Origin of the sequence: Bombella pluederhausensis (assembly GCF_026385525.1) — a bacterium.
Lineage (GTDB): Bacteria > Pseudomonadota > Alphaproteobacteria > Acetobacterales > Acetobacteraceae > Bombella > Bombella pluederhausensis.
Genome location: NZ_JANIDY010000003.1, coordinates 219,857 through 240,844, shown reverse-complemented (window position 1 = coordinate 240,844; position 20,988 = coordinate 219,857). Strand labels below are relative to the sequence as shown.

Annotated in this window: 16 protein-coding genes; 13 read left to right on the top strand and 3 right to left on the bottom strand. The window is 55.8% G+C overall.

Annotated features, from left to right (window positions below; genetic code table 11):
- The first annotated feature begins 4 nt into the window (after window positions 1-4).
- The 12 genes from NQF86_RS07440 (at window position 5) to NQF86_RS09150 (ending at window position 16,192) form a co-directional block, all read left to right on the top strand.
- Complete coding sequence (locus tag NQF86_RS07440; protein WP_266116998.1) at window positions 5-1,069, top strand: hypothetical protein; 1,065 nt, start codon at window positions 5-7, stop codon at window positions 1,067-1,069.
- Entirely contained in the window at window positions 1,056-1,907 is an 852-nt protein-coding gene (locus NQF86_RS07435) for a hypothetical protein (protein WP_266116997.1), read from the top strand. The genes NQF86_RS07440 and NQF86_RS07435 overlap by 14 nt, the downstream gene beginning before the upstream one ends.
- A gap of 141 nt (window positions 1,908-2,048) precedes the next feature.
- Window positions 2,049-2,828 (top strand): gluconate 2-dehydrogenase subunit 3 family protein, encoded by a 780-nt coding sequence (locus NQF86_RS07430; RefSeq protein ID WP_266116996.1) that lies wholly within the window; start codon window positions 2,049-2,051, stop codon window positions 2,826-2,828.
- Window positions 2,829-2,834: 6 nt separating this feature from the next.
- Complete coding sequence (locus tag NQF86_RS07425) at window positions 2,835-4,628, top strand: GMC family oxidoreductase (protein WP_266116995.1); 1,794 nt, start codon at window positions 2,835-2,837, stop codon at window positions 4,626-4,628.
- A gap of 59 nt (window positions 4,629-4,687) precedes the next feature.
- Window positions 4,688-6,001, top strand: coding sequence for a c-type cytochrome (locus NQF86_RS07420; RefSeq protein ID WP_407652889.1), 1,314 nt, complete (start codon window positions 4,688-4,690; stop codon window positions 5,999-6,001).
- A 273-nt stretch (window positions 6,002-6,274) separates the two neighbouring features.
- Window positions 6,275-9,544 carry an efflux RND transporter permease subunit gene (locus NQF86_RS07415; RefSeq protein WP_266116993.1) on the top strand — a complete coding sequence of 1,090 codons (3,270 nt, stop codon included), beginning with the start codon at window positions 6,275-6,277 and terminating at the stop codon, window positions 9,542-9,544.
- Window positions 9,544-10,743, top strand: a complete 1,200-nt coding sequence (locus NQF86_RS07410; RefSeq protein WP_266116992.1) for an efflux RND transporter periplasmic adaptor subunit — start codon at window positions 9,544-9,546, stop codon at window positions 10,741-10,743. The genes NQF86_RS07415 and NQF86_RS07410 overlap by 1 nt, the downstream gene beginning before the upstream one ends.
- Window positions 10,744-10,751: 8 nt before the next feature.
- Window positions 10,752-12,386, top strand: a complete 1,635-nt coding sequence (locus NQF86_RS07405; protein ID WP_266117057.1) for an efflux transporter outer membrane subunit — start codon at window positions 10,752-10,754, stop codon at window positions 12,384-12,386.
- Between the two features lie 143 nt (window positions 12,387-12,529).
- The gene (locus tag NQF86_RS07400) at window positions 12,530-13,624 is read left to right on the top strand and encodes a catalase (protein ID WP_266116991.1); all 1,095 of its coding nucleotides are present in this window, start codon (window positions 12,530-12,532) and stop codon (window positions 13,622-13,624) included.
- 3 nt (window positions 13,625-13,627) lie between these two features.
- Entirely contained in the window at window positions 13,628-14,146 is a 519-nt protein-coding gene (locus NQF86_RS07395; protein WP_266116990.1) for a cytochrome b, read from the top strand.
- Between the two features lie 821 nt (window positions 14,147-14,967).
- Window positions 14,968-15,312, top strand: coding sequence for a helix-turn-helix domain-containing protein (locus NQF86_RS07390; RefSeq protein ID WP_266116989.1), 345 nt, complete (start codon window positions 14,968-14,970; stop codon window positions 15,310-15,312).
- Window positions 15,257-16,192: a reverse transcriptase family protein gene (locus tag NQF86_RS09150; protein ID WP_407652884.1), complete on the top strand. Its 936-nt coding sequence runs from the start codon at window positions 15,257-15,259 to the stop codon at window positions 16,190-16,192. Before NQF86_RS07390 ends, NQF86_RS09150 begins: the two co-directional genes overlap by 56 nt.
- Window positions 16,193-16,625: 433 nt before the next feature.
- On the opposite strand, the gene NQF86_RS07385 is transcribed toward NQF86_RS09150, so the two are convergent.
- From NQF86_RS07385 to NQF86_RS07375, 3 genes are all read right to left on the bottom strand, one after another.
- Window positions 16,626-18,017 (bottom strand): NAD-dependent succinate-semialdehyde dehydrogenase, encoded by a 1,392-nt coding sequence (locus NQF86_RS07385; protein WP_266116988.1) that lies wholly within the window; start codon window positions 18,015-18,017, stop codon window positions 16,626-16,628.
- A gap of 135 nt (window positions 18,018-18,152) precedes the next feature.
- Window positions 18,153-19,313, bottom strand: a complete 1,161-nt coding sequence (locus NQF86_RS07380; RefSeq protein ID WP_266116987.1) for an iron-containing alcohol dehydrogenase — start codon at window positions 19,311-19,313, stop codon at window positions 18,153-18,155.
- A 196-nt stretch (window positions 19,314-19,509) separates the two neighbouring features.
- Entirely contained in the window at window positions 19,510-20,103 is a 594-nt protein-coding gene (locus tag NQF86_RS07375; protein WP_266116986.1) for a TetR/AcrR family transcriptional regulator, read from the bottom strand.
- A gap of 144 nt (window positions 20,104-20,247) precedes the next feature.
- On the opposite strand from NQF86_RS07375, the gene NQF86_RS07370 reads away from it, so the two are divergent.
- Window positions 20,248-20,955, top strand: coding sequence for an AraC family transcriptional regulator (locus tag NQF86_RS07370; RefSeq protein ID WP_266116985.1), 708 nt, complete (start codon window positions 20,248-20,250; stop codon window positions 20,953-20,955).
- The last annotated feature ends 33 nt before the right edge of the window (window positions 20,956-20,988 follow it).

The following is a 20,988-nucleotide window of genomic DNA, read 5'->3' as shown; positions in this document are numbered from 1 at the left end:
CACCATGATGGCAGAGCTTCCGCCTTCACTCCACCGGGATGGGCAGCCTGTAACACGGCTTTATCCCGGCTGGCAGGCCAGCGGGCGCCATCATGGCCCTGCCGGTCTGGAGGCCCTCAGTCTCTATCATACCAAAACAGGGCAGGAAGCCTGCTGGTGGCTCTCCTCTGATGGCGAGATTCTGGCCTGTCACTCCCTTGCACTGGACAGCCACTGGAATAGCCTGATTCTGGAAGCTATCGGTCCCGCACTCCAACAGGTCAGCACCACCCTGCTGAGCGGCGGAGGTCCTATTCCAACAGAAGCCGACCTCCCCCATGAAGCACTGGCCCCACTTACTGGCCTGCCACTCATGGCCCGTCTTCAGCTTATCGGCCTCTGGTGTCGGGCCAGCAGCACCGGCCTGCGCATTCTGCCCCTCGCTGACCTGCTGAAACAGACTGAACAGGACAATACAGAAGACGCTGAAACGCCTTTTTCAGTCACCCGCCTTAAAAGCCTGTTTGATACACGTCCAGCCGGGCCACATACTCTAGCCTGTTCTCCCTTCACAGGTCGCACCCTACGGGCCGAACTGACCATGCCGACCGATAAAGGCGTGGCCTGCCGCTTTAGCGATGAGGAAGACGGCCAGACCTTCTATCTTTTCTGGCCGGCCCCTGCAGGACAAACCGTCCCTACAGAAAAGACGACACCTTTCTTCTATTACCCGAAAGGCCATCTTCTGGCTGGAGACGGACCTTTCACGCCGCTGGTCCCTGTTTTCGTACTGACATGGCTCATCAGCAACCCTCACTGCACCGAGGAACTGCGCCATGCCCGTCCGTTCCGACTGGAAGATTATGGCGTGGGTCATGCATCTTCCCTCTGGGAAGACGTGAAGCCCTCTACCGGCATGTCGCAAGAGACTGGACAAATGCCATCATCTTTTCCATTTTTGTCTCCATCTTGGGGACGGTCCTCCTTGTTCAGGGCCAGCCCATCCCGTAGGTCTCAGGACCACCTCCCCCGTGGTGCAAAACACGACAGAGCAACAGGCGCCAGACATGAAAGCCATGATGAATCATAGTGCCAGAATTCCCACTCTGGTCAGCCGCATGAAACCACGCTCCTCTCTCTCCACTCTGGGGATGCTCTGCGGGCTGGCCCTGCTGGCCGGCTGCTCCAGCACACCCCCTGAGGAAACCTTCCCCAAACCAGATTACAGCTATCTGCCGCCGCTCAATCTGAGTGTCAGTCAGGTGAATGTCAGCGATAACACTCACCCCGATGGTGACGACCTTGCTGTAAAAAGCCCAACCAGCCCCACCAGCACACTGGCCCTGATGGCACATCAGCGCCTACATGCTACAGGGTCGTCCGGCACGGCCAGCTTCACCATTACACGGGCAGACATGACCAAAGCCCCCCGCCATACTCTAAGCGGGAGCTACACAGTCCAGCTCCATGTGGATGACGCCGCCCATAACCATCATGGCTTCATCACGGCCCATGTTCAGCGCACGATAGATGCCCCCAGCAAGTTGGGGCTGGAGCATAACCTCCACACGCTCAACACCCAGCTGATGGACGACATGAATGTCGAGCTGGAATATCAGGTGCGCAGCCATCTTTCTTCATGGCTGACAGATGCTACGGGTACGCCGCTTAATGCCGCCACCATTCAGAGTCAGGAGCTGAGCAGCACAGACCTGTCCGCTCCGGGCACCGCTCCTGCCCAGCAGGCCACAGACAGGGGCCTTTCCACTGCAGGAACCTTCACCGATCGTGCCACCAGTAACGCCACCAGCACGGTCAATACGGCAGCAAGTAACGGGCAGAAACGGGTCGATGCAGGAATGGATAAAGCATCTTCTGCCACACGCCTCCATTCGCCCCAGCCGGGTTTTCTCAGCCTCCCGCAATAATAGAAAGTAGCGGAACAGGCAGAACACCAGACGAAAAGATATATGAATGACAGCGGTTTCACTTGTGTTCCGCTGTCATTTTTTCCATCCTGCCATTCCCATGAGCTTCTTTTCACATTTCCGGCTGGGCCACACTGTGCGATGACATCATCTCCCGTCTTTTCTTTCCATAGTGTCAAAGCCTCACTATCCCGCCGTGGCTTCATGGGGGGAGCAGCCTCCCTCTCCAGCACACCTCTGCTTGGCCGTGCGGCACAGGCCAATCCCGACCAGCCCGCTCCTCAGCCACAGGATGATGGCGACCCGGCCCATTACAAGCCCACCTTCTTCAATCAGGAAGAATATCTTTTTCTCTACCATGCCTGCGAACGCCTCTTTCCGCAGGATGAGAATGGGCCGGGAGCGCAGGCACTCGGCGTGCCCCGCTTCATCGATAAGCAGATGAACACACCCTACGGCCTTGGTGCTTTATGGTACATGCAGGCCCCTTTCGTGGAAGGACCGCCTGAGCTGGGCTATCAACTCCCTTACACACCGCGGGACCTGTATCGAGGGGCCATTACGCCAATCAATACCCATTGCCTGATACGCTATAACGCCCTGTTCGCTGCACTCCCCCCAGAACAGCAGGATAACGTGCTGCACGCTCTGGAGAGCAACACGCTTCGCTTCAACGACATTCCCGGCGCTGCCTTCTTTGAGCAGCTTCGTACCAACACGCTGGAAGGCGCCTTCTCCGACCCTGCCTATGGGGGCAACCACAACATGGAAGGCTGGAAGATGATGGGCTTCCCCGGGGCACGGGCCGACTTCATGGACTGGATTAATCAGGAAGGTGCTCCTTACCCGTTTGGCCCAGTCGGGATGCCGCCCAAAGCGAACCCGTACAGCCCTGCTTTCCAGAATGACGAGGAGGGCTGACCCTTCATGACAGACGAGACATCTCCCCCGAAACGGCCGGACGTCCTGATTATCGGAGCGGGCTGGGCTGGCAGCATCATGGCCAAGGAACTGACCGAGGCCGGACTGACCGTTACCATGCTGGAACGTGGGCACGACCACAGCACCGCCGTGGAAGGCACCTATCCGAGCTCAATTGATGAGCTGCGTGGGGCCGTGCGTAAACGTCTGTTCCAGAAGCTCTCCCGCACCTCCCTGACCATCCGCAACCGCCCTGACCAGACAGCCCTCCCCTACCGCCAGTTAGCCGCCTTCCTGCCCGGAGAAGGGGTTGGTGGAGCAGGTCTGCACTGGTCAGGCTGCCATTTCCGGGCCACAGAGGATGATCTGCGCCTGCGTAGCGCCACCATCGAGCGCTATGGGCAGAAATTCATCCCCAAAGACATGCATCTTCAGGATTACGGGGTCACTTACAAAGAGTTGGAGCCCTTCTTCGATAAGGCTGAAAAAGTTTTCGGCACGTCAGGAGAAGCCGCCTCCGTACGAGGACAGAAGACCGGGAAAGGCAACATCTTTGCCCCGGATCGCTCCGACCATTTCCCTCTCCCCCCAATGGCTGATACTTTCTCAGCCAGCGTATTCCGCAAGGCCGCTGCCGAAACAGGCTACCATCCTTTCAGCATTCCTGCTGCCAATGCGTCCCAGCCTTACACAAACCCCTATGGCTGCCAGATGGGGCCATGCAACTTCTGCGGTTATTGCAGCGGCTATGCCTGCTATCTCTATTCCAAAGCCTCGCCCAATGTGAACATCCTGCCTACCCTACGGCGGGACAAACGCTTCACACTCATTACTGAAGCGCAGGTTCTGGAAATCATGCTGGATGATACCCGCAAGAAAGCCACTGGCGTGCGGTATGCCGACCTTAAGATCCAATCCGAAAAAACACTTGAAGCCGACCTCGTCATTCTCAGTGCCTTCCAGCTGCATAATGTCCATCTCATGCTGGTTTCGGGCATCGGCAAACCCTACGACCCCGTCACCCAGACCGGCACGATTGGTCGTAACTTCACCTATCAGACCATCACATCCTCCCGCATCTGGCTCCCGAAAGACCGCTTCACAAGCCAGTTTGTGGGAGCAGGCGGGGCCGGTGTCGCTATTGATGACTTCAATCAGCCCGGTTTCGACCGAGGTAAGGCAGGCTTCATCGGCGGGTCACCCATCTGGGTCAATCAGGCCGGGCTGAAACCCATTGCCGCTGCACAGGGCAGCGGCGGCAAGGGAGAACCACGCTGGGGCAGTGCCTACAAGTCCGCAGTGATCGACCAATACAGGCACTCATTCGGCATTGATGCTCATGGGAGCAACATGGCCTACCGGGATGTCTATCTCGACCTGGACCCCACATGGCGCAACGCTTATGGCCAGCCCATGCTCCGGATGACCTTCACATGGAAGGACAACGACATCCGCATGAACCAGTATGTCGTCAAGCATATCGGCGACATTGCTCAGACCATGGGGGCCACACGCATCGGCCTGAACAGCCTCCAGCAGGGTCAGCCTTTCGATAGCCGTGTCTATCAGACAACCCATCTCAATGGTGGTGTCATTATGGGGGAAAATCCAAAAACCAGCGCCCTGAACCGCTATCTGCAAAGCTGGGATGTCTCTAATCTGTTCGTCATTGGCTCCAGCGCCTTTCCGCAGGGGATGGGCTACAACCCGACCGGGCTGGTAGCCGCACTGGCGTACTGGTCCGCCTATCACATCCGCCGGACCTATCTCCGTAATCCCGGCCCGATGGTAAGCGCATGACCTCCCTGTTCTCCCGTTCCTCCAGCAAGACGCTCTCATCCGCTCTCCGCCCGCTCTTGATGGCTGGGCTTGGCCTGCTCGGTCTGGCTGGCGCCGCTCTGCCTACCCGCACGGCACAGGCAGCGGATGCCCCTCTCCCTGCCGGGCTGATTGAAGAAGGCCATTACCAGGCCATTCTGGGAGACTGCGCCGCCTGCCACAGCCAGCCCGGCCGACCACCCTATAGTGGTGGAATGCCCTTCAAACTGCCCATAGGCACCATCTATTCCACCAACATCTCACCAGACCCGGTCCATGGTATTGGCCGTTATACAGAGGCAGAATTTGCCAGAGCTGTTCAGCTCGGCATCCGCAAAGATGGCAGCGCCCTTTATCCCGCCATGCCCTATCCCTCCTATGCGAGGCTGAGCAAAGCGGACATTCATGCACTCTATGTCTATTTCCAGCGAGGGGTTACACCACAGCCTGTTGACCCTCCGGCCAATGGCATCATCTGGCCACTTTCCATGCGCTGGCCACTGCATATCTGGCGCTGGCTGTTTTCACCCTCCATCCAGTCGGCCCAGCATAGCACAAACAACCAGTTCTCCGATCCTGTTCTTGCCCGTGGGGCCTATCTGGTGGAAGGGCCGGGCCATTGCGGCGCCTGCCACAGCCCCCGCAGCATTGCCCTCAATGAGAAAGCCCAAACCGCCAAGGATGGACCACTCTTTCTTTCCGGTGGTGGCGTAGTGGAACAATGGGTCGTTCCGTCCCTCCGGCAGGAAAACCGTACGGGGCTGGGCCGCTGGAGTGAACAGGACATTGTGGACTTCCTCCGCACAGGGCGGGCACGGACCGGCGCCAGCTTTGGCGGCATGTCGCCTGTCATCGTGCATAGTGCTCATGCCTTCAAGGATGATGACCTCCACGCCATCGCCCGTTACCTGATGCAGCTCGCTCCTGCCCGGAAAGAAACACCATGGGTCTATGACCCCACAACAGCCGAGAAGCTGCGCCATGCCGATCTGTCCCAACCGGGTGCACAGATTTATGTGGATCGCTGCGCCGCCTGCCACCGCACGGATGGCGCTGGCTATGGGTCAGTCTTCCCTCCACTGGCCGGGAACCCGGTTGTCATGACGGATGATGCGACCTCCCTCATCCACATCATTCTGGCCGGTGACAGCACACACGCCCTGCATACAACACCTTCTGCCTTCGCCATGCCGAGCTTTGCAGATACACTCTCTGATAAAGAGATTGCCGATGTTGTCAGCTTCATCCGGCAGAGCTGGGGAAATAACAGTAAGGGCGTGAAAGAAGGGGCCGTGCGGCGCATCCGCAAAAACCTTCCACAATTGGAAACACCGGCTCAGCTCCCCAAGAACTGAGCTTCATGAAAACGGGGCGGCCCGGCACCTTCATGCTACCGCCCCCTCATGAATTAGTGACATTCCTGTAATATTAGCGGAAGCAGAGACAGCACCGGCAGGGACGTTTCCATACTGAAAGAGACCTTCTCTCTAAGCTAGGGACAGTAACGGCTTTTCTTACAGAGCCGTCATAAAGCAGACTAAAACAGTATTTAATACGCCTTCCCGCCATTTTTGCCTAAGTTGTTCCAACTTCCTTCTGCCTCTGGAATAACTGGAACAGTTCTGCCCATGAATGCCATTGTCGTAACCGCACTAAAGCGGCCTCTGACCTTTGTGGTACTGTCCATCCTGATCGTGATGTTCGGGGTGATGTCAGTCTTCAAAACACCGACTGACGTCTTCCCGAATATCAAGATCCCGGTGGTCTCCGCTGTCTGGACCTATGGCGGGATGCTGCCTGAGGAATTTGCTGGCCGTATCATCTATAATTACGAGCTGATGGTGACCTCCACCGTGGAGGGCATCGAGCATATGGAATCCAACTCCTATTACGGGCGTGGGATCGTGACGATCTTCTTCCAGCCCGGTACGGAGATTGGTGAGGCAGAAGCAGAAGTGACCGCCATTTCCCAGACGGTCATCAAGCAGCTTCCGGTGAATATTCCAGCGCCAATGATTATGAAGCTGGATGCATCTTCTGTTCCGGTCATCTCGCTCCAGATCACATCAGACAGGCAGACACCTTCCGACCTCTACAAGCTGGCCATGATCCGGGTCCGCCCGCTTCTGGTGACGGTGGAAGGGGCTGTGGTACCGCATCCTTATGGCGGGATGGACAGCTTCGTGATGGTCACGCTGAATCAGGACCAGCTGCGGGCGCATCACCTCTCGGCCATGGACGTGCAGAACGCCATGCATGACCAGAACATCGTTCTGCCTGCCGGTGACCAGAAAATTGATGCCGTGGACTGGATGGTGCAAACCAACGCCACCCCCAAGAGCATGAAGGCCATTGGCAATATTCCGGTCAAACGGGTCGGTAATGCCATGATCTACGTTCATGACGTGGCCGATGTGTACCGGGGCGGACACCCGCAGACCAACCTTGTGCTCGTCAAAGGGCGTCAGGGTGTCGAAGTGGTCGTCATGAAAAGTGGTGAGGCCTCTACGCTGGACGTAGTGGATGGCGTGAAAAAAGCCCTCCCCCGCCTGCGGGCTGTCCTGCCGGATGATGTGAAGGTCAGCATCCTCACCGATGCCTCCATCTTCGTGAAGGACGCCATCAAAGACGTGGTGCGGGAGATGGTCACTGCCGCCTTCCTGACCGGCATCGTGGTTCTGCTTTTCCTTGGGTCGTGGCGCTCCACCGTCATCATTGCCACCTCCATTCCACTGGCCATTCTCTGCTCGGTCATCGGGTTGAGCTGGGCGGGTGAATCCATCAACGTCATGACGCTTGGTGGACTGGCTCTGGCGGTCGGTATCCTTGTGGATGACGCTACGGTGATGATCGAGAACATCGACACCCATCTTGAAATGGGCAAAGAGCTCGAACCCGCCATCATTGATGCCGCCAACCAGATCGTGACGGCGACCTTCGTCTCCACCACCTGCATCTGTATCGTGTGGCTGCCGCTTTTCGAGCTGGACGGCGTAGCGGGCTATCTGTTCCGCCCGATGGCAGAGGCCATCATCTTCGCCATGATCGCCTCCTTCGTCCTGTCCCGGACACTGGTCCCGACCATGGCAAAATATCTGCTGGCCGATCACAGTCACGGCCACGGCATTCCTGATAAAGAACAGCATATCGCCGATGCCAACGCCGCCGCTGTAGCTGCCGGGCACCCCGCCCAGCGTGGGGATGGAACGGACAGCCACAACCGGCCTGCTCCCCTGCCGCCACGCAGCGGTGTGATGGGCTTCTTCATCCGCTTCCAGCAGGGATTTGAGGAAAAATTCAACAGCTTCCGGGACAGCTACTACGCCCTGCTTGTCCGCTGTGTGGAACAGCGCAAGGTTTTCGTAGGTGTCTTCCTCGGTATTTCCGTCCTGTCACTGGGGCTTTACTTCACAGCAGGACGGGACTTCTTTCCTGAAACGAAGTCCAATGCGCTTCAGATGCATATGCGTGCCCCGCTGGGGACCCGTATCGAAGTAGCCGGACGTATTGCCGCTCTGGTCTCTGACCGTATTGAAGCCGATCTGCCGGGTCAGGTTGAAGAAATCGTCAGCAACTGTGGTCTGCCAGAAGGCGCCCATAACCAGGCCTTCATCCCCACCCCGACCATCGGAACGCAGGATTGTGACCTGACCGTCACGCTGAAGAACGAGGCGTCCCCTGTCTGGGATTACCGTGCCCTGCTGCGCAAGGACCTGTCCGCCCACTTCCCCGGGACGGTCTTCACCTTCCAGCCGGCAGACCTGACAGCGAAGATTCTCAATTTCGGTTCTCCCTCTCCGATCGACATCCAGATCAACGGGCCGGATATTGCAGACAATTATGATTATGCCCGCAAGATCATAAGCCGCCTGCGCCATATTCCGGGTGCTGCCGATGTTGTCATCCAGCAGACGATGAAGACGCCGACCCTGATGATCCGTGGCAACCGTACCTTCAGTCAGGCCACGGGTCTGACAGAGGCCGACCTCGCCAACAACCAGCTGATGACACTTTCCGGCTCCAGCACGGTGGACCCACAATTCTGGCTCGACCCCAGCAATGACGTCACCTTCCCGCTGAACACCTATGTGTCTCAGGACCAGCTCACACATCTGAGCGACCTTCTGACCATTCCGGTGGATAAGGGGGATGGCAATCCGACCGGCACAGGCGATCAGCTTCTCGGCAGCATCAGTACCGTTGTGCCGACAGGAACACCGGGTGAGGTCTCCCACTTCAACTCCATGCCGGAAGTGGACATCTATGTCTCCACCGAGGGCCGGGACCTTGGGGCCGTGCTGACGGACGTGAAGAAGGTCATCAGCGACACGAAACCGCTGCTGCCCAAAACGGCCGCAACGGAGATTCACGGTGCCGCTGTGACCATGTATAGCGCCTATGGCCAGCTCATCATCGGTCTGATGGTCTCCATCGTGCTGATCTATCTACTGATTGTCGTCAACTTCCAGTCATGGACAGACCCATTCATCATCATCACCGCTCTACCGGGGGCACTGGCAGGGATCGCCTGGGCCCTGTTCCTGACCGGGACACGCCTGTCCGTTCCGGCCCTGACAGGTGCCATCATGTGCATGGGTACAGCCACAGCGAACTCCATCCTTGTGGTGTCCTTCGCCAGAGAACGGATCGAGATGCATGGTGATGCCCTCCGGGCCGCAACGGAAGCCGGACGGGAGCGTATCCGCCCCGTGCTGATGACCGCCCTTGCCATGATCGTGGGCATGATCCCCATGGCCACCTCCAACTCCACCAATGCCCCACTGGGCCGGGCCGTGATCGGCGGGCTGATTGTCGCCACGCTTTCCACACTGCTCTTTGTTCCCTGTGTCTATGCAATCATCCACAACCGTAATGCGCGTCATAAGGAGACCGTCTGATGGCCAGCATGCCCCGCAAACGTAAATTACTGCTCGGCCTGATCGCCCTGGTGCTTGGCCTTTACATCATTGTGCTTCTGCTTGGCCGCATGACCCATAATGCCCACCTGCATGAGGTAGCCGAGCAGAATGCTGTACCCAATGTGGCCATCATCCTGCCCCACAAGGCCGACAGCAAGGTGAGCCTCACACTCCCCGGCACGATTGATGCCTGGTATCAGGCTCCGATCTACGCTCAGGTCTCCGGCTATGTGAAGATGTGGTACAAGGATTACGGTGCCATTGTTCATCAGGGTGACGTACTGGCCGAAATCAACGCCCCGGCGCTGGATGCCCAGTACGCTCAGGCACTGGCTGATCTGGATGCACAGAAGGCCAAGTATAATCTAGCCTCCGTCACTGCCAACCGCTGGCGGGCTATGGGGCACTCTCAGGCTGTGTCTGGTCAGTCCGTCTCTGTTGCCACAGCGGATGAACAGGCTGCCTATGCCAAGATGGAAGCCGCCCAGCGCAATGTGGACCACTTCGCCGCCCTAGAGAAATTCAAGCAGATCGTAGCGCCCTTTGATGGTGTCGTGACAGCTCGTTCCATCAATGTGGGTGATTACGTCAATAGTGGGGGCGGGCAGCTCAACGCCACGGGGGGAGCGTCCGAACTCTTTACCGTGGCCGATACACACCGCCTGCGTCTGTTCATCTCTGTGCCAGAAATCTTCTCCTATATGCTGACAGACGGGCTGACAGCGGAAATCCACGTTCCCCAGTACCCGGACCGGACCTTCACCGCCAAGTTCCTGACAGCTTCCCTTGGCTATGACCCCAATACACGAACGGCTGTCTCCGAGTTCACCGTGGATAATGCCGATCATGCCCTCTGGCCGGGGACCTTTGCCTCCGTGGCTTTGAAAGCTAATAACAACGCCTCCCATCTGCTGAAGATTCCAACCGGCTCCCTCGTCTTTCAGGAAAAGGGAATGCAGGTGGCAACCGTGGACCAGAAGAACACGGTTCACTTCAAGAATATCCGTGTCGGCAAGATGGCAGACAGTTCTACCGAGGTTCAGGCTGGCATCACGGCTGAAGACCGCATCATCAACAACCCGCCGGCTGACCTTCTGGAAGGTGACCCCGTCCATGTCGTGACACCTGCCCGTGGCTATAACCAGAGCGGCTGGGAAGAATCCGGAGATGATGACTGATGACCACCATGAAGAAGACCCGTCACAGGCTGGGCCGGCTGGCTCGCAAAGCCGCTCTTGGTGGTGGCCTGCTGGCCCTGACGAGCCTCGGAGCCTGTGACCTCGCTCCACGCTATGAGAAGCCTCATTTTGTCGTGCCGGACAGCTGGCAGGGGCAGGCGCCTTTCGCCGTGGCCCAGCCAGCGGATGCGACCCTCCCCAGCGACTGGTGGACGCTCTTTCATGACCCGCTGCTGAACCAGCTTGAAGACCGGGCCATTGCCGAGAATGGTGACCTTCAGGCCGCAGCAGAGCGCTTCCTTCAGGCTCGCTCCCTCGTTGCTAAGGCACGAGCCGATCTGCTCCCGCATTTCAACCTTGAGGCTGGCGGGTCTGACAACAAACAGTCGGCAGACAGGCTGTTCCGTAACGGGGCTACGCTGACCCAGACACAGGAAGAATATGCCGGTCTGGCCTCTTGGGAGCCAGATATCTGGTCTTCTATCCGCAACCGTGTCCGCATGAACCGGCAGGCCGCCCAACAGGAAGCTGCCCGCTTCGCCATGGCACGGCTGAGTCTGGAAGCCGAACTGGCCAGCGATTACATCCAGCTGCGTGGCTATGATGCGCAGATCGCCATCTACCAGCAGTCCATCGCCTATTACCGGCGGGCTCTGGAAGTCACCAAGACGCAGCTGCAATATAAGGCCGCTCCACGGCTGGACCTCGCCCGTGCCGAAGCCCAGCTCTACACCACACAGGCCGCCCTGTATGACATTCAGGCTGCCCGTGAGGTGACGGAACACGCCATTGCCGTGCTGACCAACAGTGCGCCTTCCAGCTTCCATATCGACCCGGTCAAGGCGCTGGACTTCCACCAGCCCAACATCCCCACAGGTGTGCCGTCCGGTCTGCTGGAGCGGCGACCTGACATTGCCAGCGCAGAACGCGAAATGGCACAGGCCAACCGGGCCATCGGTATTGCCCGTGCCGCTTTCTATCCACATTTCTCTCTCAATGCGGATGCCGGGTTTGAGGCTAATGGCTTCAAGCTGGCCAATCTGGCCAACTCACTCTGGACCTATGGTGCCCGTATGAGCATCCCGCTCTTTGATGGCGGTGTGCATCGGGCAGAACTTCAGCGTTCATGGTCGGCTTATCGGGAAACACGGGACCAGTATCGCACGACCGTACTCTCTGCCTTCCGTGAAGTGGAAGATGGTCTCTCCCGCACCAACCGTCTGAATCTGGAAAATCAGGCTCTGGAAAAGGCCGTCAATGCCAATCTGGAAACCCAGAACATGACCATGACGCTCTATCAGGGCGGTGTGGGTACCTATCTGGATGCCATCTTCAGTCAGGAAAACACCCTGCACAGCCGCATCACACAGGTGGAAGTTGCCACAAGACTGTATCAGGCTGACGTCTCGCTGATCCGCAGTCTCGGCGGTGGATGGGATTCCAAGAACCTGCCCACCATGGCAGAGACGCTGTCTGTCGGGGCCTTCCAGTATGAAGGGCTGCACCATCCCAAACAGGTTGGTGACGTCAATGCCTCCGAACATCCCGAAGCCCATGAGGACCTGTCTCATGATGCCCCGGATGCTGTAGGCCGTGGCACAAATGCCCGTCTCAAGCCGCTCCCCATTGGAGCGATGCCCTAAGCCCATAATGCGCCCACCCTGCTGAACGTAACAGGGTGGGCCATTTACTCGCCCCTTACATATAGACACTTTCCTTCCCGCAGCGGATGACATCTGATACAGGCTGAGGATAGAGTTCCATCACCCGTTGAGGAGATCATCCCATGGCGCATTCCCCCCGCAAGGGCAGTCCGGCCCGTTGGGCGGCGGTCATTCTGCCGCCGCTCTGTCTGGGTGGCCTGATGGCCTGGACGGCTGGCATGTTCAGTCCGGCTGCCATATCTCCTTCCCATTTCATGCAGCGTTTCCATAATGCTGGCGCACCCGATACCGGCTTCCGCCGTGCCCATGCCAAAGGCATGTGTGCCACAGGTTGGTTTGACCCCTCACCGGAAGGCCGTGTCCTGTCCCGCTCCGGTGTTTTCAAGGGTGAGCATCTGCCTGTCATGGGGCGTTTCTCTCTCGCTCCGCCCATGCCGTACCTGCCGGACAATCCTGCCGTGGCCCGCAGTCTGGCCTTGCAGATACGGTCTGCCACCGGGGATGACTGGCGCATGGCTCTGGTGGATGTCCCCCTCCAGCCCATGCGGGACATTGCCGATGCCTATGCTTTCTTTGGTGCGGCACGGCTGGACCCGACCACACACAAGACTGACCCGGCGGCCTCACAAGCCTATGCTGCCCAACGCCCTTGGCTGAAAACAGCGTTTGAACAGGTCAAAGCCCATAAACAAAGTTCTGACCTGACCAACGATACCTATAACAGCCTCGATAGTTTCATCCTGACCAATGATGCTGGAAAACAGGTCGCTGTCCGCTGGTCAGTCGTGGCGAAAGAAGATTTCAGCCCCGCAGAAGGCAGCGGCACCAATGATGGGAACTATCTTTTCAAACGGCTTGTCCAGACGCTGGACCAGAAACCACTCAGCTGGGATATTGTTGCCACTGTTGCCCGCGAGGGCGACCCGGTCAATGACCCCAGCCAGCCTTGGAATGAAGCAGACCAGAAAGTAACAGTCGGAACGGTAACCTTCACGAAGGCCTACAGCGAGGATGAAAGCCCCTGCGGCCCTATGGTATTCGACCCCACCATCCTGCCTGACGGAATCAGTGTTTCTGGCGATCCTTTACTGGCTCTGCGGTCTTCAATCTATATGCGGTCCTATGCGACCCGTTCTGCCGAACATAAGACGCCCAGCATGGTCACACCCGGCGATGTCGCCAACCCGCCCCTCACTTCAGACGAAAAGGGCCAGTAAGCCATGTCTTTCTCTCGTCTCTCCATCCTGCTTCACTGGGTGATGGCGGCGCTCATCATCGTCATGCTCTTTGTTGGGCTGGTCATGGCGCATGACTCCACCATTCATTATGCAGGGCTGTTCACGCTGCACCGCACGGTTGGCTTTCTGCTCCTGCTACTGGTGGTTATCCGACTCATCAACCGCTTTGCCAGCCACACCCCGCCTTTGCCGAATGACCTGCCTGCCGTCATGAAGCTGGCAGCCCATCTGTCCCACATCCTGCTCTATGGCTTCATGATCGCCCTGCCACTGGTTGGCTGGGCCATGCTCTCGGCTGGTGGCTACCCGATCACCCTATGGGGTGGTTGCCATATCCCGCCCCTCATCGGCTTTCACCCCCATCTCTGGGGTGCGCTGCGCTGCCTGCACAGCCTGCTTGCCTATGGGCTGATCCTCCTCATCCTCGCCCATATCGGAGCCGCCCTGCTGCATGGCATCATCCGGCGTGATGGTGTCATGGGGTCCATGCTGAGGCGGTAAAACCCGAATATGATGCTTTGATATTCACATTAGAGATACGACGGCGACTGATCCAGCCTCTCACCCTAGCTGATCAATCCAAATGCGATACTGAGTTGCAATGTAACAATCAGGCTTATCGTCTGATTATTCTGCTACGTGCATGCCTACCCTTTCTTCATGTGAAGACGGCCCGGTTCATCGATTATGATAATATCGAAACTCAGCATTCGTTGGAGCGATAAAAACAGGCTATAGTCGAATTCATTCACGCAATGCATTACTAAACTAACTGCTTTCATGGGGAATCGTTCGCCAATGGAAAAATATGTTCGCCACAGGCGAATTTTCATTGACAATCGATCCTAATATAGGCACACAAGGCCCCATGCACTTGGGACAAAGGCAACATCCCACTGAACTCTGGGTGAGTAATCACCTGCGGGATTAATTTTTAATTAATCCTCACACTTATCGGCTGCGTGAAGGAATCCACTCGGGATCTTCTGCAGGGTCGGTAAGACGCATCCGTGTGGCAGGATGCGTAAAGTTGGGGGGATGCTTCTTCTCTCGTTGTACTCCTGCTGGTGGAGCTGGTCCTAATTCCGGGGCGAGCGTGTAGGAGGACTACCTATGGGCACCAATCCCTCACCAAGTGCTGAGAAGAAGCGTGCGAAAACTAGCCAACGGAAACGTCTGATTCGGGATGTTCTTCTGAGGCCGATGACTTGGAAAGCTGCAATGACTGCCTTGGATTTCATCCTCAAGGCAGTCCGTGTTGGCACAAAAATCTGGGAGATGTTGACGTAATCCCCCCTTAACTCTTTCAAAAGAGTTTAAGAATGAGACAAGAGAATATGTACGACAGAGCCTTAAAAACTATTAGACAGTATCATCGACTTTCACAGTCTGATCTTGCCAAGCAAATCAATATATCTCGATCATATCTCAACGAGATAGAGCACAAGAAAAAAGAACCCAGCCTAGCAGTTCTTAAGAAATACGCTGATAGATTTGAATTACCAATATCGTCACTCATGCTATTTGCAGAACAAGAATCAAATAAAAACTTCAATAAGGCACGTATATTTTTTGCGGATAAGGTATTAAAAATGCTGGAATGGGTAGCTGATGGAGAGAATAATGAGTCAAAAAAAACGAGCGCAACAACCACCCATACCGATTAATCGTTGTCATCTATATAGCCTCCAATCACCACATACATTGGCAAAACGACTAGGTTGGGATCTAAATAAATTAAATAAACTGGCTATGGATGGTCAATATCGCATTTACAAACATAAAAGTACAGGTCGTGAAATTCAGGAATCCGGCACCGCATTACAGAGTCTTCATAAACAATTACATCGATATCTAGCTCGTATCGAAGTGCCCAGTTATCTCCACTCAGCAGTGAAAGGACGATCGTACTTGTCTAATGCTCGTGTTCATATTAGTAATCATCCACTTATAAAAATCGATATTGCAAAATTCTACCAATCAACCCACCAACACAAAGTAATGCATTTCTTTCGCGATGAAATGAACTGTACATCAGACGTAGCAGGACTACTTGCAAACCTAATATGTTACAATGGTATATTAGCTACAGGCAGCTCAATCAGTCCAATAATCTCCTATTATACTCACAAACACCTATTCAATGACCTATCAAACTTTGCTCTGAAGCATGGACTTATTATGACATGTTATGTGGACGATATTACTATGTCTGGTCCCCGTGCTTCTCGTGCCCTTCTTCACAAGGTACGGCAGATAATCTTCAAGGCCGGCTTGCGTGCACACAAAGCACGTTTTTTCATGGGTGATAGCGTAAAAATTGTAACAGGGATAGCAATCAAGCAGGATAAAATTACTCTACCCTTTTCACGCTGGCGGAAAATTCACCGATTAGAGCAAAAAATCACGACCTGCACGAATAATACAGAAAAGTTGCAGCTACTCTCCAAACTAATATCATGCTTTTATGAAGCAGCCCAGATTGATCCTCGGTATCGTCCTCGAGCTGAATTTTATCGAAACCAACGGCGAAAACTAACATATTAAAATTAAATACAATGGGTGATTGTTACACAATTAAAAACTTAAATTAAAGCCTATTCTATATAGCAATACCAGCCACCCTATAACAGGAACTACAATAAAAAAAATGCGTAATAAACCCTCTGCCTGCACGCCCTGATTTCGCTTCTCTGATGTAGAGAGAACCGCTCTCCAACAAGGACAGGACCATACTACGGGCACGACTACACCACTTCTCGTCTGGAATTATCAATCTCGATAAAGATTCAATCTGCAACCAGAGAAATGGAAAGAGAACGCTTCGTCAAACTTAATCACATCACTGGCTAATTCCTACGCCTTTTCCCATTGAACTGGCGAGTACCATTCAGAACTTCAATCATACATAATGCGTCACAGTATAGAAAGGCGGCCCCTGCTGGAGCCGCCTTTTCTGTAACCGGGAGAAATCATCCCCTCAGAACGGAGCGTCAATATCCACGATATTGATGAGCTTGTGGTTCACAAACTCCTTGATGCCAAGGCCAATCAGCTCCCGGCCATAGCCGGAACGGGCGATACCACCAAAGGGCAGTTCAGCTTTCGTGCCGGTCGGATGGTTGATGAACACCATGCCGGTACGAATCTTCGCTGCCACACGGGCACCACGGGCTTCATCTTTCGTGAAGACAGACCCGCCGAGCCCATAAGGGGAATCATTGGCAATACGGATGGCATCATCTTCATCCTTCGCCCGATAAAGCTGCGTAACCGGGCCAAAAAACTCCCAGTGACGGGCCTCATTCTTCTCATCAAGCCCCGTCATAATCATAGGCTGGAAGAAAGCCCCCTGATTCGGCACAGGCAGCGGAATGGTTTCTACCTTCGCACCGTGCTTCTTGGCTTCCTCTACCTGAGCCCGCAGATCATCAGCAGCCTTCTGGGACGAAAGGGGGGCGAAGTTAGTGTTGGGGTCCAACGGATCACCAGCCTTCAGCTCGGCAATACCTTTCTTATAGAGCTCCAGAAAGCGATCATAGAGACTATCCACCACGATGATACGCTTGGCAGACACACAGACCTGACCGGCATTCCAGTGGCGGCCAAACACGGCCCATTTGACCGTCTTCTCAAGGTCGGCATCATCCAGCACGATGAAGGCATCACTGCCACCCAGCTCCATCGTTGCCTTCTTTAAGGCCTTGCCCGCAATGCCTGCCACGACAGAACCAGCCCCTTCGGAGCCTGTCAGTGCCACGCCACAGGTACGAGGATCATTCAGCACCACTTCCGTGTGATGGCGGGCCAGATAGAGATTCTGGAACAGCCCCTTCGGAGCACCGGCTTCCTCAAAAAGTGCCTGACAGGCAGCAGCACATTGCGGCAGGTTGCCCGCATGTTTGAGGATAACGGCATTACCGGCAGAGATCTGCGGCGCAGCAATACGAACCACCTGATAATAAGGGAAATTCCACGGCTCAATCGCCAGCACGATGCCCTGTGGTTCATGCACTATGGTTGGCCGCCCGATGGCAGGGCTGGATACCTTCAGTTCTTCCGGTTTCAGAAGTTCCTCAGCATGATCGGCGTAATATTCGCAGATCTCGGCAGACAGAATGACTTCCGCCTTGCCCTCTGCCAGCACCTTGCCCATTTCCAGAGCGGCCAGGCGGGCCAGCTTATCGGCATCCCGGCGCAGGAGAGCGCCAACGGACTTCAGCAATTTGGACCGTTCGGCAAAGCTAGTTTTCCGCCATGCCTCATAGGCCTTATGGCCTGCTGTCAGGGCAGCCTGCACTTCCTGATCGGTTGCCTCAGGAAATGTCCTGATGACTTCATTGGTATAAGGATTGGTCGTAGCGTAGGCCATGAAATACCTCACTTCTCTCGGTTCCGCTCTCTGGCGGAACCTCGTAATACGGGCCGCCTGACTATGGCGTCGCCCGAGGCTGCCTGAGGGGCCATCATGCAAACTGCACATCGCCCCCCAGTCAGATATGGGAACTTACAGAGCTCTTTCCAGAACCTTGCGGCTGATTTCTGGCGTGATGGCCTGATCCTCACCAAGAGCCGTCATGCCATGGTCTTTAAGCTGGGCAATGATGGGATCAATCCCGGCACGATCGATCTCATAAGCAGACAGGCGGACAGGAATCTCCAACCCTTCAAAGAAGGCTTCAATACGGGCGATGGCAGCATCAATGCGCTCATCTTCCGTCCCTTCGGTCAGCCCCAGAACACGGGTGGCATATTGCAGCAGCTTGGCACGCTTCTGTACCCGGCGCTCCTTCAGCATGGCCGGGAACACGATGGCCAGCGTACGGGCATGGTCGATCCCGTATTTCGCCGTCAGCTCATGCCCGATGGCATGAGTGGCCCAGTCCTGCTTCACACCAGCACCGATCAGGCCATTCAGGGCCTGCGTTGCCACCCACATCAGATTAGACCGCAGGTCATAATCATCAGCGGGGGCCTTGGTGATGCGCTCGGCAATGTCATGCAGGCTGAGCAGCAGACCCTCGGCGTAACGATCCTGCACCATCGCATCCTGCGGCAGGGTCATGTAAGCCTCCATCACATGGACGAAGGAATCCGCCACACCATTGGCCACCTGACGGGGCGGCAGGGTGAATGTGCGGGTCGGGTCCAGAATGGAGAACGCCGGGAAAACATGAGGGGTTGAGAAAGCCAACTTATCACCTGTCTCCTTGCGGGAGATCACGGCAATATCGTTCATTTCCGACCCAGTAGCAGGCAATGTCACGACCGTGCCGAGCGGCAAGGCCTTCTTGACTGTCTCACCCTGCTTCAGCAGGATTTCCCATGGCTCACCCTGATAGGGCACAGCAGCGGCAACGAACTTCGTACCATCCATGACGGACCCGCCACCAACGGCCAGAAGGAAATCCACCTTCTCCTTACGGGCAACATCCACGGCCTTCATGAGGGTCTCATAAGTCGGGTTGGCTTCGATCCCCCCAAACTCACAAAAGCTGCGCTTACCAAGAGCCTTGCGGACCTCACCAAGTGTGCCGCTTTTCTCTGCGCTGGACCCACCATAGAGGACAAGAACCCGTGCCTGCTTATCCAGCTGCTCATCCAGCTTGGCAATCATCCCTTTGCCAAAGAGAATTTTTGTCGGGTTATAGAACTCAAAATTATCCATGTTGTCCTCTTTTCCTCATCTCAGGGCATAAATAATAGACTGGTCATCTATAAAATATGCCTTCATGATCGTTTCCCTCGGCACTCATGTCCTTCATCAGGAGGTGTTATTAAAATAGACCGGTCATCTCGAAAATGAAAGGTCAAATTCCGGAAAACACATTATCCCTTCGCACAGGACAAAAAATGGCAGGCTTTCAGGCAGCCACAAGCTGCCTTGTAGCCGCAAGAGCCTCCTCAAAAGGTGCAGGCTGACGCGTCACCTTCACCAGCAACGTAGCTCCCAGCCATGTCTGATACACCACAGAGGCCATCTGCCGGGCAGGCAGCCCTTTGGTGATGGACCCATCTTTCTGGCCTTCTTCAATGATACGAGCCAGACGGTCCACGATGCCGGTCGTGCCTTCCTCAAGAATCAGACGCATCCGCTCGGACAGGTCAGACACTTCAGCAGCCAGTTTGACGACAAGGCACTTCTCACTAAGGCACCCATTCTGCTGGGCATCCACCCAACACTGACAATAGAGAGACAGTTTTTCGAACCCTGTCTTGCCCGTCTGGGCAATGAGAGCATCGAGCTTTGCCATATACTGCTCGTTATAGAGCTCCAGCAGGGCCGCCCCAAAATGCTCCTTCGACTCAAAGTAATGATAGAATGAGCCTTTGGGGATATTGGCGGCCTCCAGAATCTGACTCAGCCCCACGGCAGAGAACCCCCTCACCCCGATCAGGGGACGGGCGGATTCCAGAATACGCCGGCGGGCCTGCACATGTTTCTCTGCGACTGTCATGTTGCCTGTGTACCAGAAAGATTCCTGCCTGTCCATTTAAAAATAGACTGGTCGTTCTATTTTTATCCCACCCTCATGGACGACACCATAAAAAACGGACTATCCTGCCTTTCCATCAGGATCATATCCCCTTGAAATTGCATTATGCTTCTTTCGTCTTCCTCCCTGCTTCCTTCCGGGCCACCGTGGCATTACTGGCGTGCCGGTCACCCTGACGTGAAAGAAATGAGCATGGCACAGGGCACCACGCTTGCCCTGCCACTGCATTTTCATCAGGAAGACCAGCTTGCTTTCCTACTGTCGGGCTGCCGTCATTTTTTCATTGCCGGTCAGTCCATCCGCCTCATGGCGGGGCAGGCCCTGCTCATTCCCGCAGGTACGCCCCATCTCTCGAAAGATGATGACCCGGCCCATGTCGGACAGACACTCTGCCTGAATCTCTATCTTACGCCCGACCTCTGCACGGACCGGGCCGACTGCGCCGGACTCATCCAGCACTATCTCGGGGAAAGTGAACGTCCATCACATGTTCACCTTGCAGCACCGCCTGCCCTCCCCCTGCCCATGCAGGATGGGCCTTTCATGGACTCCATCCAGACTCTCGCCCGTCAGGCGAACATGAGCCGGGAGGCCTATTCCCGCCGCTTCCAGCGTCATTACGGGCTGGCCCCACAGGCTTTCCGCCTGCTCCAGCAGCTCAACCATGCCAAGGCGCAGTTACGCTCCGGTGTCAGCAGCCTTCAGGCCGCCATGGATGCAGGCTTTGCCGACCAGAGCCATATGGGCCGCCTCTTTCGCCGGACCTTCGGCACGACACCGGGCCGGTATCGAGAAGGCCCGGTGCCACATTAAAATAGCGGAAGGTCACATTCCTTCTATACGGTC

What these genes read in the sequence shown, in the direction of transcription:
- NQF86_RS07440 (WP_266116998.1), top strand. Translation starts at nt 5, where the DNA reads ATGATGGCAGAGCTTCCGCCTTCACTCCACCGGGATGGGCAGCCTGTA.
- NQF86_RS07435 (WP_266116997.1), top strand. Translation starts at nt 1,056, where the DNA reads ATGATGAATCATAGTGCCAGAATTCCCACTCTGGTCAGCCGCATGAAA.
- NQF86_RS07430 (WP_266116996.1), top strand. Translation starts at nt 2,049, where the DNA reads ATGACATCATCTCCCGTCTTTTCTTTCCATAGTGTCAAAGCCTCACTA.
- NQF86_RS07425 (WP_266116995.1), top strand. Translation starts at nt 2,835, where the DNA reads ATGACAGACGAGACATCTCCCCCGAAACGGCCGGACGTCCTGATTATC.
- NQF86_RS07420 (WP_407652889.1), top strand. Translation starts at nt 4,688, where the DNA reads ATGGCTGGGCTTGGCCTGCTCGGTCTGGCTGGCGCCGCTCTGCCTACC.
- NQF86_RS07415 (WP_266116993.1), top strand. Translation starts at nt 6,275, where the DNA reads ATGAATGCCATTGTCGTAACCGCACTAAAGCGGCCTCTGACCTTTGTG.
- NQF86_RS07410 (WP_266116992.1), top strand. Translation starts at nt 9,544, where the DNA reads ATGGCCAGCATGCCCCGCAAACGTAAATTACTGCTCGGCCTGATCGCC.
- NQF86_RS07405 (WP_266117057.1), top strand. Translation starts at nt 10,752, where the DNA reads ATGAAGAAGACCCGTCACAGGCTGGGCCGGCTGGCTCGCAAAGCCGCT.
- NQF86_RS07400 (WP_266116991.1), top strand. Translation starts at nt 12,530, where the DNA reads ATGGCGCATTCCCCCCGCAAGGGCAGTCCGGCCCGTTGGGCGGCGGTC.
- NQF86_RS07395 (WP_266116990.1), top strand. Translation starts at nt 13,628, where the DNA reads ATGTCTTTCTCTCGTCTCTCCATCCTGCTTCACTGGGTGATGGCGGCG.
- NQF86_RS07390 (WP_266116989.1), top strand. Translation starts at nt 14,968, where the DNA reads ATGAGACAAGAGAATATGTACGACAGAGCCTTAAAAACTATTAGACAG.
- NQF86_RS09150 (WP_407652884.1), top strand. Translation starts at nt 15,257, where the DNA reads ATGGAGAGAATAATGAGTCAAAAAAAACGAGCGCAACAACCACCCATA.
- NQF86_RS07385 (WP_266116988.1), bottom strand. Translation starts at nt 18,017, where the DNA reads ATGGCCTACGCTACGACCAATCCTTATACCAATGAAGTCATCAGGACA.
- NQF86_RS07380 (WP_266116987.1), bottom strand. Translation starts at nt 19,313, where the DNA reads ATGGATAATTTTGAGTTCTATAACCCGACAAAAATTCTCTTTGGCAAA.
- NQF86_RS07375 (WP_266116986.1), bottom strand. Translation starts at nt 20,103, where the DNA reads ATGACAGTCGCAGAGAAACATGTGCAGGCCCGCCGGCGTATTCTGGAA.
- NQF86_RS07370 (WP_266116985.1), top strand. Translation starts at nt 20,248, where the DNA reads ATGCTTCTTTCGTCTTCCTCCCTGCTTCCTTCCGGGCCACCGTGGCAT.